Genomic DNA, 13422 nt, shown 5'->3' with positions numbered 1-13422 from the left:
AAAAAGGGGCTCACTGAGCCCCTTCAATTTCGATTAATGCTTTCAACAGCATCTATTGCGAACAATTATTTTTGCCCGACTAATACGCAATATCGTAATAGTCCGCTCCATCTATCAAAAACTGATCAACACTGATGTCGGTCATCGGGTGCTTAATCAACTGCATCAACAGATCGGGTCCGATGGTAGCCGAATGCGAACCACACATGCTTACCCGGTGAATCTGGTCAACAGTTTTAAAACTTGCCGCCAACACTTTCGTGTTCAGCTTGTAGTCATTCATATTTTTCACAATATCACGCACCACCTCAATTCCGTGTGACGAAATATTATCCAGACGGCTCACATAGGGAGCAACAAAATCGGCTCCGGCCTTAGCGGCAACCAAAGCTTGCTGCTGTGTAAAAATAGCTGTAGCTGTTACCCGAATACCACTGTCTTTCAAAATACGCATGGCTTTAAAACCCTCCGGGAATACCGGAATCTTAGCGTGAAAATTATCGCCCAGACCAAAATAGGATTTATACTTTTTCGCTTCCCGCACAATGTCATCCGATTTCGTGCTCATCATCTGAATATGCAAAGTTCCGTTGCCAACAATTTTGGCCACTTCATCGACCACCTGCGAAAGTTTCATTCCTGATTGCTTCAGGATGGTAGGGTTAGTCGTTACACCTTCCAATGGAAAAAAATCATACAACTCCTTCAATGCCGAAAGATCGGCCGTGTCTGCCATGTAAATCATAAGGTCTCTTTTTTACCAAAAAAAACGCAAGATCTCTTGAAAGAGTTACATCATTCAAGAGATTCCTGCGTTAGTTCGTTTATTTATAGTTTATCAAATAGCTGTCCGTTTATTGTCAGCGGAAGATTATGCCCCGTGTTAAATGTCTTTGGCATTTGCCAACAGGTACTCTTCTGCTTCGACGGACCAAAGTTCGTTATTTCGCTCACAAATCTCATGCAATTGTGCAAATAGCGGATCAGATTTTCCTTTTTCTTCAAATTCACTAATTGCTGTCAATGGGATGTCTTTGTGCGTATAAATCAATTTCTTTCCTCCGGGAACATTTGGAAGATCCAAGGTGGTATCGATCACCGCATTCAGTCCCCCGATATGGGTCACCAAACCAGCCGGATCAAGGCCTTTACCAAACATTTCAAGCGACTCCACCATGTCATCATTGTTTCCACCGGAAGTTCCTACAATGTGTGTTGATGCATAGTGCACGTTGTAGAAATTCATCTTCGCCGTAAAGTCAGCATTGCTTGGGCCGGCAAAGAAGTTCAAACAACCATCGTTAGCCAAAATCGCATCGCCCTGCTCAATCACAGCCGGAACGGGAGCAAACACAAATACATCGTTGTAGCCTTCGTCTTCTGTTAGTCCGCGCAACTTAGCCACCGGATCATCACCGCTTGTATTCAGATAAACCAGTTCAATACCTTTCGATTTTGCCCATGTTGGCGAATAGATGGAAGCTGCCCGGTCCAGTCGTGCCTGGTCAATATCGGTAACCACCAACAAAGAAGGCTTGCGGTCTTCACGCATCACGGCATAATTAATGGCAGCCAGTCCCATTGGACCAACGCCTGCCAGGATAGCCATCTTACCACCATCCACTATTTCCATGTCGTGCTTATACGAACCCGGTGTAGTATGGTAATTGGCATGCATAGCACCAATTACACAACTTAAGGGCTCAGCCAGAGATGCCGGATAATAGCCAGGGCCATCATAAGCCAGCAAACAATCCTGCTCCAGCACATCTTTAGGAATAATAACATAAGTGGCATCACCACCAATGTATTGGTAAGAATAGCCCGGAGCACTGAGCACGCCTACCGGACCGTCTTTATAATAGATGGCTGGCTGAATGGAGAATTTTTGTCCGGCTTTGAATTTATGTTGCCATTTGGCACCAACCTCCACCAACTCGCCGGCAAACTCATGCCCAAGCATAATCGGTTTTTCAGCCACATCATTCGGAATCCGTTTGTGGTCGGTTCCTTGCGTTGCCGCTTTGTACGACGACATGCAAATACTATCAGAAACAACCTTGGCTAAAATCTCATCTTCTTTGATTGCGGGAAGATCAAACGCTTCCAATCGCAAATCTTTTTTACCGTATAATCGAACTGCTTTTGTTTTCATATTAATCTGTTTTTTAAATTTTATTGATCACCAGTTGTTCCGGATCTTCTCCGGAATCTGCCAGCTAAACGTCTCTGAAACACTTTCAGGATAACGCTTTAAAAAGAGACCGCCTAATTCAACATGTTCTGTCCGCCGGTTACCGGCACAGCCTGCCCGGTTTCGTATTCCTGCTCCATCACATAAAAAATGGCACGCATCACATCCAGTGGCGTACATCCACGTCCGGCAGGAACCTGGGCTTCGTAAAACTGCTTCACATCTTCCAGTGTTTTCGCACCCGGCACTTTCCCGGCCCGCAGGTATTGCACAAACAAACCATTTTCGGGATCGGCCCATAGCGGCCCGTCAAAAAAGTTTCCGGGACAAATGGAGTTTACCTTAATATTGAATGGCATCAGTTCCAGTGCAAACGACTGCGTCAGGCCGATTCCTCCGAATTTACCGCCGGCATATGCAAAGTTTTTATTGCTTCCTTTCAGGCCCGATTTCGAATTAATTTGAATGATATCCGCAAAGTGATCCGACTTAAAGCGGTTTTGTAATTTCATGACGGCCGAGGCATATTTGGAACAAATGAAATAGGCTGAATAATTCACTTTGGTCATCAGCTCAAAAGTTTCAGGAGTCATTTCATCCAAGCCCCCAGCCCGAAGAATTCCGGCGTTACTGATAAACGTGTCCAGCCCTCCAAAATGAATAACCGTTTGGCGAACCAGGTTTTCAACCGATTCGGCATTGGCCACATCAACCGATACGAAAAGCGCTTTATTTTTCCGTTGAACAGCATTCAGCGCATTGGCAAAGGCCTGCCCTTTTTCGGCATTCAAGTCAGCAATCACCACATTGGCGCCATGCTCCATCAGGTGTTCTACAATTCCGGCACCAAATCCTTGGGCTCCACCAGTCACAATAATCACTTTTCGATCAGCGCGTCCGGTTGTTCCTCCCAACGAAATCTTAGAGCGATATTGCTCCACTTCCCAGCTTTCAATAAAAGCAATTTGCGCCGGTGTCATCGGGTGCGCCCCGCCAAACGACTCAGCAAACTGAGCAATTCGGCAGTGATCGGCTACCACATCCACCAAAATCCCGGCTCCCTCGGCATGATCAGCCATGACCAGAACGCCCAGCCCTGCCGCAAAAATCACTTTGGGTGCTTTGCCTTTTTCGGCGGTATATTTTGTAATTTCTTCTTTTGCTGTATTCAAGAAATCGTCCACATCCCCCTTAAAATCAACATACACAAAAGCCGAATTCGCATAAACAATTCCATCAGGCGTGAAAGGTGCAGTGATGGCTTGCTGATTTTCCTTCTGCAGGTATTTATTGAGCAACGAGCTGTTCACCAAACGAACTGTTTTCAGGCCTTCACCTGATACCATCATCCGAATGGCCGGTACAATCTGGTCTGCCACTGCGGACAATTCCAAGGCCTCGTTTTTCGGCTCCTCGCCATAAACAGCATCCAGCTTTTCTTCAATAAAGTTGTAGTTTTGGTGGATTTCCTCTACCGTGTTCCCACCAACAAATACGCCGTGGTTTTGCAGGAAAATAATTGCAGGCTCCTTCCCTTTTTCTCTCCGGTAATTCAAAACGGCCTTTTCAACCACCTTGAACAGAATATAACCCGGATCTTCGTAAGGGATGTAAAGCACGCTGTCGCCAAACAATTCGGCGGTTTTCTCTGCAGCCTGCTGGCTACACATCAATCCATTCACTTTGGTGGAGTGGGTATGCACTACCAGCGAAAAGTCAATCAGGTTGTGAAACGAAGTTTCCACCGAAGGGCGTTGTCCCTTTTCGGGCTCCACCCGGCTTTTCATCAGGTCGTTCACAATTTCTGCCTCGCGCTGCAGCACATTGTCCGAATACGTTTTGGTGTTTATTTCGGCCAGCTGCGCCCGATCAAGCTTGGCAAAGCCTGCTTCGTCAATCGTAGCCAGAGCAAAACCACTGGCTTTTATCCACAGGTGTTTATCATTTTTATAGGAAGTATTTCCGCCGCCAGCCAACACATAATCCTTTTGCTGACCATAAAACCGGGATACTTCGATGAGGTCTTTTATTCCTTGTTCCATGTTATCAATTTCCGGGGTTCAAATTCCAGCTTTCAAAAGGCATAGGCCATTGCATGCAAAATACACCCAAACCTGCGACTGAAAACTGTACTGATTAATTTTTAGTGTACAAAATGCTGAATGGCCGCATGACCGATGGCAATGAATTCCTTCCGACGATCCAATTTGGCTGTTCCGTAGGCATTCAGGAAGCCTTCCTTCCCTTTGGCCAGCAAATACTGATGGGCAGCAATAATGCAAGCTCCTTCGTAACCAATTTGCTTCAGGTTATCGCTGAGCGGATTGCCATCGCCACCATAAACGGTAATCGGGTCTAAAGCTGGCGTATTGTGTTCGGTACCGAAGGTAATCACAAAGCCTTTCTCGTTGAAGAAGTTGACAAATTCTTCCAGAATTTCCGGCTTGTTCCGTCCCGGAATCAGCTCCAGCGAATACACTTTCTTATCCACCAGGCTTTCATACAATTTCTCATAATCCCCTTCAAAATCGGTAAATTCTCCTTTGGGATTATCCAGCAAAACCGGATAACAAGGGATCCCTCCGGCCTGAACAATCAATTCAATGACTTGCTCCAGACTTAAGAAGGCTTTATCATCTTCCGGAACAAAGGCTTTTCCTCCGGCTTTCAACAGATTGCCACGAATCTCATTTTCCAATCCGGCAAAATCCGACATGGCCGATTTAGGCGCTTTTCCGCCAAACACCTTTTCAAAAAATGCTTTCTGGTCTTCTTCTGAAATATATTTTTTAGCCGCCGCCTCACGCAACGCTTTGGCAATATGGCGCTCGCGCAACAGGTTTTTCGCGTACTGCTCACGCATGGCTTGGAACGAGAAAACAAAATCTTCACCCAATTCCTTCAACCACGCATTCAGCTTGTCAATCATCTCACCGGTTTGGCGATTACTCTCATCCTGCACACGCAGCAAGCGCTCCACCATTTCGGCATTCAGCTCAACCGGATACTTGAGTCCTTTGCCACTAAAATACGTTCGCCCCGGGTTGTTGGGATCATTCACGCGGACACCCTGAGCCTGTAAATCCTTCTGCAAGGCCATGAATTCAATATTGAATAAAGGAAAGATATTGAACTGCTTGGCCCGCTCGTTGAATTCAGTGTACCCATCCGTGGTATAAAAGTCATTGATGCCTAACACTTTCACCTCTTCCTTTTTAGCCATTTCAAAAACCTGAATGATTTCTGAAAAAGCACTGAATGAATAAGGCGTATGAAAATGCCCGTTTACCTGAAGGATGTTTTGGCTCACATCTACTGTCTCAGCCAACAGTTTACGCTCTTCAGGATATTGATTAAAAATTGATTCGCTCGTCATCTTTTGCTTTGTTTTAATGATACTGCAAATAAAGCGAAACAAGTAACCAAACCCATCCTTGGGTGTCCTGTACCCGAAACAGCGACGCAAAAAACCTAAAGAGCTTTAGGCTAATCAGGCATTTGCATCGGCATACTGTTCGATAGCCTCCAGGTGTCTTTCTTTTTCCGACTCAGAGAGCAAGCTGGCCACAAATGAATTTTTGGTTAGCTGAACCAGTTCCGCTTTGGTTAGCCCAAGAGCCTCGGCCGAAGCCTGGTAGTTTTCGTTCATGTATCCGCCAAAATAAGCCGGATCATCCGAATTGATGGTCACCAATACGCCTTGATCCATCAGTTTTTTCAGCGGATGGTTCTGCAGTTTATCCACAGCCTTCAAGGCCAGGTTTGAAAGCGGACACACGGTTAGCGGGATTTGTTTTTGAGCAAGTTCGGCCACCAGTTCAGGATCATTGATTGATGAAATCCCATGGTCTACCCGGATCACCTTCAACAAATCCAAGGCATCCTTCACGTTGGCTGCCGGTCCTTCTTCGCCTGCATGAGCAACAGTCAGAAAGCCTTCCTCGCGAGCTTTGGCAAACACGCGTTCAAACTTCGCTGGCGGATTGCCTTTCTCGGATGAATCGAGCCCAACCCCCACAATCAGGTCTTTATAGTCGAGCGCTTCTTCGAGGGTTTCAAAAGCCGAAGCCTCGTCCAGGTGGCGCAAAAAGCACATGATCAACTGACTGCTAATGCCCAACTTCTCCTTCGCATCCTGTAAGGCCCGGTTAATACCATTAATGACCGTTGCAAACAGCACCCCACGGTCGGTATGTGTTTGTGGATCGAAAAAGATTTCGGTGTGCACCACGTTCTGCGCTTTGCATTTCAACAGGTAAGCCCAGGTGAGGTCGTAAAAGTCCTGTTCTTCCAATAACACGTTGGCTCCTTCGTAGTACAAATCCAAAAACTCCTGCAGGTTCGAAAAATTGTAAGCCTGCTTCAAAGCCTCAACCGAAGGGTACTTCAGTTCAATCTGATTACGTTCGGCCAGTTTAAAAAGCAATTCGGGCTCAAGCGTCCCCTCAATGTGCAAGTGCAATTCCGCCTTAGGCAGGTCGTGTATGAATTCGTTTAACGTTGTCATCCTATCCGATTTAATTTTTTACAAAGTTCCAATTCTTTTGATAATAACTGGCAACAAACAAAAAGGTTTTATGCGAAGCTCATTCCCGCACACAAACCGGCTGGTCACTGTTAAAATCCTCCAACCTCCTTTTTCTGAAAACAGCTTGCAGCAGGCTGATTTATAAATGCAGCATTTAAATATAACTATGCAGCATGCCTTTTTATAGTTACAGAAGCCTTCTGCACTAGCAAAACAATATGCTGCAGCATTAAAACAGCATGCTGCATTTGTAAATTAACCTTCTGCTTATTCTTTTTGCTTACTTCTGGCTCGTTGTTCAGCCTGAAACTTCCTGCGCATAAACGGACTGACATAGCCCCGTTGCCGGGAGGGCATCTGCCGAAAAACATATTTACCACAGGTGCGTAACTCATCCACCCGCTTTTTCAGGTAAGCATAGGCCCGGTCGCGAAGTTCTTTGGCAGGGTTCGTTCTGGGCGAAACCGAAGCATGCCATGCCGGTAAATCATTGGCCAGCTGCCGGGCTTGCGCCAACCCATCAAAGTTGAAGCCAATGGCTAAAAGCAGGCCGGAATGTGCCTCGCCCAGCACGGCCAAATCATTTAATGATTGGTACAAGGCCGAATAGGGCGTTCTTTTGACCGATGCCCTGAGCGTTTTCAGCAAATCGGGCTGGCGCCTGAAAGCAAAACGCATGTTAGCCGCCACACTTTGCTGCAAATGCCGCGCCTCCTGCTGTTTTTCCCGCAATGCTTTAGCCTGCGGATCCACCTGTTTCTGCTCCTTCTTCCACTTTCCCTGGTAATAACTCAACAAGTCAATTCCAAGCAGGAGCTCATCAAAAACGACGGGCGACAAACCAACCTCCAGCAACTCCTCCCGGTCTTCCTGGCTCCACACATATAAATCATGGGCCTCCTGCAGGCAAGTTGGGACGGGTATTGCCGGACGTTTGACCTGCCTGGACGGAATGCCCTTCAAGGCATCCAAATGCTCGGTGGTCGGTTGAAAAACAGCCATAAGTTTATTTATTGGTGCAAATGAAGCCTCAAGTTAATAAAACAGATCACATGGCGCAACAAACAAAGCAGGCTCATTCCGCTTCATCCTACCCACAAGCCCAGCACTTATTTCCCCTGCCCTTTGAAGTAATCCTGCTTTTCGGCAAACAAAATATTGAAGCTGGTCAGGCTACCGTAAGCGCGGGTAATATACTGCTGCAAATGCACCTTATCGGCATCATCCAGCTTGGGATGGCTGTTGATGTTTTGCTCCAGCACCCGCAAGCGGTCACGCAGCATGACTATCTTATGGAAAAAGTTGTCGATGGGAATTTCTTTCGTTTGCAAGTCCCGGTTTCCGGGCTTTAGCTCCATCACGCCGTCTTTCCACTTTTCGCCCAGCTTCACCGTGTGTGTAATCCCCTGGTACTTATCCAGCACAAAGCTCATCACCTCCTCAATATCAGCAAGCGACAAGCCGGTTCGAGGCTCGGTCTCCGGTGCTTCAAGCACCTCCAGATCCTCGTTATACTTGCTCATTTCCGACTTTCCTCCACGCTCAAAAAAGATTTCATAAATCGTTAAATGAGACCGGGCAATAATTCCTTCGCCATATACGGGGTGCGTAACCCGTGTGCCTACTGCTAATTCATTCATAGTTTTTGGACATTAGATTTTCAGATACTCAGATTTGCAGACAACTTCAAAATTAGAAGCAAAATCCTGGAGATAGCCAATCAATTTTCAAGTGCCTGTTTCGGCAATGAATTTAGAAAAATGATTGAAAACCCATGCGGCTGGTGTTAGAAAAATGTGGAGAAAGAAATCGAAAAACGAGTGACAGCAAGAAACCAATCAGGCTATGCTCCAATATCGCCATTATACAAGTCCTCAACAGGAAATATAAGGTCGTAATTGTTCCAATTCAGGTTTCCGTCCAGAATATGAAAATTCTTAAAAAGGGTTTCATTCTGATATTTTTTCACAGATGGATGACTGGCATTCATGATAAAAGATTTGAAATCAACCAGCGTCTCATGACTATCAGCAAAACTTATCCTTACGACAAAGTCGCCAATGTATTTTGCAGAAACCACCTTGATGATTTTAGAATAGTGCTCCTGACAATCTTCAACGATCTTCATTTCAACCTTTTATTTATTTTTTCGAACTCAATATTCTTATGATACACAAAATAGTCTACCCATTTTTCAACTATTTTGTTTGCATATAAATAAAAAAGTCTCATGCCATCAAAAGCATGAGACTTTTAGAATTATCATAGGAAGATGATAAGTAACAACAGCCCAACAGGGCTAGATACCTAATTTATTTCTTCGGATTTGCTCGGGTGTTGTAAAGTTACTTTTCACCACATGCCCTTTAAGGGGAACAATTTTTTCATGGATGGCATCAATGATCCAGTCAGCTTGCGGGAAGAATGCATCTTCCAGCTCATAAGCCGGAGTAATCCAGTTGCGCGAGCCCACCACTACCGGCGGAGCATCCAACTCATCAAAGGCCAGCTCGGTAATGGTCGAAGCCATCTCCTTCATAAACGAGCCACGAGCGGTAGCATCTCCGGTAATCACCAGGCGTCCGGTCTTTTTCAGCGATTCAATCACCGGCTCATAGTTGAATGGCACCAACGAACGCGCATCAATCACCTCAACACTCATACCATATTTTTCCTGCAGCTGGTCGGCTGCTTCCAAGGCCCGGTATAGCGTAGCTCCAATACTCAGGATGGTCAGATCTTTACCTGCACGCTTCACATCGGGCTCACCAAACGGAATTTCGTAGTAGCCTTCGGGCACGCCGCCTTCGTGAAACTGCTCGCCAATATCATAAATCCGCTGGCTCTCGAAGAAGATCACCGGATCAGTGCCTTGCAAGGCCGTATTCATCAAACCCTTGGCATCGTAAGGCGTGGCCGGAAAAACCACTTTCAAGCCCGGAATGTGAGCGGGCAAAGCGGTCCAGTCCTGTGAGTGCTGGGCCCCATACTTCGAACCAACAGAAACACGCAACACCACCGGCATTTTAATCACATTCCCACTCATGGCCTGCCACTTGGGCAACTGGTTAAACACCTCGTCGCCGGCACGGCCCAGGAAGTCGCAATACATGATTTCGGGAATCACACGTCCGCCGCACATGGCATAGCCAATAGCCGTTCCCACAATCGATGCTTCAGAAATGGGTGAGTTAAACAAACGATGATAAGGCAGCGCTTCGGTCAATCCGCGATACACCGCAAAGGCACCACCCCAGTCGCGATTTTCTTCTCCATAAGCAATCAGAGTCGGGTCTTTGTAAAAGCGGTCAACAATGGCTTCGAATAAACCATCGCGCAAACCGTATTGTTTAATTTTAGAAAACGGCTTGCCATCCTTATCGAAGGCAAAACGCTCTTTGTTTTTCAATTGTTTCACCCGTGGGTTTTCCTCCATCGGATGGTTTACTTCCGGCTCACGTCCCGGCTCCATGCTGTCTGCCGGCGAATCGGAAAACATCATTTCACCAATCAACTCCGGATATTTCTCCATATCCATCAGCGGTGAAACAGTATCGTCAATGGACAATTTCAAGCCCCAGGTGATCAGATCGGTGGTATTGGCTTTCACCGCATCCAGCTCATCGGCTGTAGCCACACCCGCCTCAACCAGTTCGTTGCCAAACCAGATGATAGAATCCACAGCTTGCCAGGCTTCAATTTCCTCCTTAGACCGGTACGAGGAAGCATCGGATGGCGAGTGACCACTAAAGCGGTAAGTCAACACATCCAGTAAAACCGGTCCACGCTTTTCCTTCAGTATCTCGCGCTTGCGCTTGTAGGCATCAATTACGGCCAGCGGGTTGTAACCATCCACACGCTCGGCATGCATCTGGTCGGCATTCAAGCCGGCACCAATACGCGCGGCTACTTTATAGCCCATGGTTTCGCCACAGGTTTGTCCTCCCATACCGTATTGGTTGTTCATGATATTAATGATCAGCGGCAAGCCACCTTTCATATCGCCTTCCCACAACTGATTGAACTGATCCATGGTCGCAAAAGTCAATCCTTCCCAAACAGGACCACAAGCCATGGAGGCATCACCAATATTGGCAACGACAATGCCCTCTTTGCGGTTCACCTTTTTGAAAAGTGCAGCACCAACGGCAATATCACCCGAACCTCCCACGATGGCATTGTTCGGATAAACGCCAAATGGCGTGAAGAAAGCGTGCATCGATCCGCCCAAGCCCCGGTTGAATCCAGTTTCGCGGGCAAAAATCTCAGCCAGTGTTCCGTAAATCAAAAAGCGAACAGCCAATTCCTTGGTGGTTCCCTGGAAGTTTGCTTTTACCGGAGCAAATGTTTTTCCATCGAAATGATTCTCCATCACATCGATCAGCTGCTCATCAGTCAGTTGATGAATGGCCGACAATCCTTTCGCCAGGATTTCGCCATGCGAACGGTGCGAACCAAAGATAAAATCTTCAACTCCCAGCGTGTACGCCATTCCTACAGCAGCAGCCTCCTGCCCAATAGACAAGTGAGCCGGCCCCGGATGGTTATAAGGAACACTGTTGTACTCCCCTTTGGTTTTAATTTCGTTGAGCATGGTTTCAAACTCACGAATGACAACCATGTCGTGATAAATGCGCAGAAAATCTTCTTTCGAGAAATTGGCTTTCTCATCTTCAATACTTTTGCTGTATTGGTTTACAGGAATCGGCTGGAAGCTTACCTCCCCCGCCTTCCTGACATCTTGCGGATCAATAAATTGTACTTTAGGCATATTTAATCAGTTTTATTCTATTTGCTTTACTCTTTCGTTAGTTTGTTATTCTGATATTGAGCTTCCTGTAAACAGTTTCAAATTCAAAGTTCCATGTTCCAAATTAGACTCAACAACTATTTGAACTTTCGCCCTTTCAACTCAGTCTCTTTCAGATAGGCTATAAATCCGCTGAGCATCTTACTGATCTCCATGGCCTGGTCATAAGCCTGGTCAAAATCGGCTTTTGAAATGTAGCCGGCATCCAATGCACGATAAAGCTGAGAACGGGCTTCACCACAAGAACCTTTTGAAAAAGACAAAAATTGACAAAACTCTTTATTTCCATCCCTTTCAAACCCTTCAGCAATATTATCCATTACAGAACCAGACGAAGCCCGAATTTGACTTACCAGCTTGAAGTCATTGCAGAAATCATTTCTTAACGTAAACTGATGAATCAACTTACAAAACTCACGTGCAGCCTTCCAAACATTTAAATCTTCAAAACGCTCAACCGTTGCCATAACCTGGAATTTGAAACATGAAATTTGGAACTTTTTAAAACTGGAATATCGTTTCCTTAATGATTTCGCTGACTGTTGGGTGCGGAAACACAATTTCCTCCACATCCTGAACACGCAGCTGGGCTTCAATTAAGGCACAGGCACCCCAGATCATTTCGGAGCAGGCTCCTCCAACCAGGTGAACTCCCAGAATTTCCTTGTATTTTTTACCCACAATCACCTTGCAGAATCCATCTTTCCCTTCATTCTCGGCCACAAAACGTCCGGCATAAGCCATCGGCAACTGGCGCACCTCCACCGCTATTCCTTTTGCCTTTGCAGCGGACTCGGTCAGGCCAACGCCGGCTATTTCCGGGTGGGTATAAACTACGCCCGGAATGGCTTGGTATCGCATGACATCTTTACGTCCCAACATGTGGTTGATGGCCACTTCGCCTTCGCGACTAGCCGTGTGTGCCAGCAACGAAAAACCGGTAACATCACCTGCAGCATACACATTGGGAACATTGGTACGACAATGCTGATCAATTTTAATTCCCCTGGGGGTAAACTCCACCCCAATGTTTTCAAGTCCGATGCCATCCACATTGGCTTTGCGCCCAACCGACAACAACACCTCATCACCGGTGATCGATTGCACCTGCCCGTCTTTCTCAAAGATGACTTCCTTGCCTTTCAGCTCAGTCACTTTCGCGTTCAAATGATAATCAATCCCGCGCTTGGTAAATTCCTTGCGCACAAAAGCGGCAATATCTTCATCCACCCCAGTCAGGATTTCCGGCAACATTTCAATAACCGTTACCTTGGTGCCCATGGCATTGAAGAAATCGGCAAACTCCGTTCCGATCACCCCTCCGCCAATAATCACCAAACTTTGGGGCAGGGTTTTCAACTTCAGAATTTCGCGGTTGGTGGTAACAATGTTTGGATCCAATCCCGGAATGGGAGGAACAGCCGCTTCCGAGCCGGAGCAGATCAAAAGGCGTGTTGCCTGGTAATCCTTTCCATCAGCCGCAAGGGTAATTACATCGCCACGCTTTTCCTTGATGACAGCTTCAGCCATCACCACTTCGGCTTTGGCATGTTTCATCTTGGCGCCAACACCGGCAACCAGCTTGCGCACCACTTTATCCTTGCGCTTCATGATTTTGCCGAAGTCAATGGAGACAGGCGACTCAATGGCAATACCATATTTGCCCGCCTCGTGGGCATACTCCAAAACTTTAGCCGAATTCAGAAGCGTTTTGGTTGGGATGCATCCTTCATTCAGACACACCCCACCCAAAGCTCTTTTGTCAAAAATTACAACGCGCATTCCTTTGGCACCGGCGCGCTCGGCAGCAACGTATCCAGCGGGACCACCGCCTAAAATTGCTATATCAAATTTGTTACTCATGTTTTAGATTTTCAGATTACTGGCTTC

At 46.5% G+C, this 13422-nt stretch carries 11 protein-coding genes; all 11 read right to left on the bottom strand.

From position 1 onward, the window contains the following. Positions 1-79: 79 nt before the first annotated feature. On the bottom strand, positions 80-745 hold the full coding sequence (locus ACRD6K_RS17760; RefSeq protein WP_430974361.1) for a transaldolase family protein: 666 nt from the start codon (positions 743-745) through the stop codon (positions 80-82). Between the two features lie 138 nt (positions 746-883). Further along, the gene (locus tag ACRD6K_RS17755; RefSeq protein WP_299582748.1) at positions 884-2155 is read right to left on the bottom strand and encodes a zinc-binding dehydrogenase; all 1272 of its coding nucleotides are present in this window, start codon (positions 2153-2155) and stop codon (positions 884-886) included. 113 nt (positions 2156-2268) lie between these two features. After that, the gene (locus tag ACRD6K_RS17750; protein ID WP_430974360.1) at positions 2269-4236 is read right to left on the bottom strand and encodes an SDR family NAD(P)-dependent oxidoreductase; all 1968 of its coding nucleotides are present in this window, start codon (positions 4234-4236) and stop codon (positions 2269-2271) included. Positions 4237-4337: 101 nt separating this feature from the next. Continuing rightward, positions 4338-5570 (bottom strand): PHP domain-containing protein, encoded by a 1233-nt coding sequence (locus ACRD6K_RS17745; protein ID WP_430974359.1) that lies wholly within the window; start codon positions 5568-5570, stop codon positions 4338-4340. Between the two features lie 114 nt (positions 5571-5684). After that, positions 5685-6701: an adenosine deaminase gene (locus ACRD6K_RS17740; RefSeq protein WP_430974358.1), complete on the bottom strand. Its 1017-nt coding sequence runs from the start codon at positions 6699-6701 to the stop codon at positions 5685-5687. Positions 6702-6989: 288 nt separating this feature from the next. Continuing rightward, positions 6990-7724, bottom strand: a complete 735-nt coding sequence (locus ACRD6K_RS17735; RefSeq protein WP_430974357.1) for a hypothetical protein — start codon at positions 7722-7724, stop codon at positions 6990-6992. A gap of 107 nt (positions 7725-7831) precedes the next feature. Then, positions 7832-8362: a hypothetical protein gene (locus ACRD6K_RS17730; protein WP_299582763.1), complete on the bottom strand. Its 531-nt coding sequence runs from the start codon at positions 8360-8362 to the stop codon at positions 7832-7834. A 203-nt stretch (positions 8363-8565) separates the two neighbouring features. Further along, the gene (locus ACRD6K_RS17725; RefSeq protein WP_430974356.1) at positions 8566-8850 is read right to left on the bottom strand and encodes a DUF2442 domain-containing protein; all 285 of its coding nucleotides are present in this window, start codon (positions 8848-8850) and stop codon (positions 8566-8568) included. 171 nt (positions 8851-9021) lie between these two features. After that, the gene (locus ACRD6K_RS17720; RefSeq protein WP_430974355.1) at positions 9022-11493 is read right to left on the bottom strand and encodes an alpha-ketoacid dehydrogenase subunit alpha/beta; all 2472 of its coding nucleotides are present in this window, start codon (positions 11491-11493) and stop codon (positions 9022-9024) included. A 116-nt stretch (positions 11494-11609) separates the two neighbouring features. After that, a complete protein-coding gene (locus ACRD6K_RS17715; RefSeq protein WP_430974354.1) occupies positions 11610-11999 on the bottom strand; it encodes a four helix bundle protein in 390 nt (129 codons plus the stop codon). A gap of 34 nt (positions 12000-12033) precedes the next feature. Next, the gene (gene lpdA / locus ACRD6K_RS17710) at positions 12034-13395 is read right to left on the bottom strand and encodes a dihydrolipoyl dehydrogenase (RefSeq protein WP_430974353.1); all 1362 of its coding nucleotides are present in this window, start codon (positions 13393-13395) and stop codon (positions 12034-12036) included. Between the last annotated feature and the right edge of the window lie 27 nt (positions 13396-13422).

Source organism: Sunxiuqinia rutila (assembly GCF_050589705.1).
GTDB classification, from domain to species: domain Bacteria; phylum Bacteroidota; class Bacteroidia; order Bacteroidales; family Prolixibacteraceae; genus Sunxiuqinia; species Sunxiuqinia rutila.
This window is presented reverse-complemented; position numbering and strand designations above follow the sequence as displayed.

Excerpts from the sequence above, each read along its gene's own strand:
- ACRD6K_RS17760 (WP_430974361.1), bottom strand. The coding sequence starts at position 745 with ATGATTTACATGGCAGACACGGCCGATCTTTCGGCATTGAAGGAGTTG.
- ACRD6K_RS17755 (WP_299582748.1), bottom strand. The coding sequence starts at position 2,155 with ATGAAAACAAAAGCAGTTCGATTATACGGTAAAAAAGATTTGCGATTG.
- ACRD6K_RS17750 (WP_430974360.1), bottom strand. The coding sequence starts at position 4,236 with ATGGAACAAGGAATAAAAGACCTCATCGAAGTATCCCGGTTTTATGGT.
- ACRD6K_RS17745 (WP_430974359.1), bottom strand. The coding sequence starts at position 5,570 with ATGACGAGCGAATCAATTTTTAATCAATATCCTGAAGAGCGTAAACTG.
- ACRD6K_RS17740 (WP_430974358.1), bottom strand. The coding sequence starts at position 6,701 with ATGACAACGTTAAACGAATTCATACACGACCTGCCTAAGGCGGAATTG.
- ACRD6K_RS17735 (WP_430974357.1), bottom strand. The coding sequence starts at position 7,724 with ATGGCTGTTTTTCAACCGACCACCGAGCATTTGGATGCCTTGAAGGGC.
- ACRD6K_RS17730 (WP_299582763.1), bottom strand. The coding sequence starts at position 8,362 with ATGAATGAATTAGCAGTAGGCACACGGGTTACGCACCCCGTATATGGC.
- ACRD6K_RS17725 (WP_430974356.1), bottom strand. The coding sequence starts at position 8,850 with ATGAAGATCGTTGAAGATTGTCAGGAGCACTATTCTAAAATCATCAAG.
- ACRD6K_RS17720 (WP_430974355.1), bottom strand. The coding sequence starts at position 11,493 with ATGCCTAAAGTACAATTTATTGATCCGCAAGATGTCAGGAAGGCGGGG.
- ACRD6K_RS17715 (WP_430974354.1), bottom strand. The coding sequence starts at position 11,999 with ATGGCAACGGTTGAGCGTTTTGAAGATTTAAATGTTTGGAAGGCTGCA.
- lpdA (WP_430974353.1), bottom strand. The coding sequence starts at position 13,395 with ATGAGTAACAAATTTGATATAGCAATTTTAGGCGGTGGTCCCGCTGGA.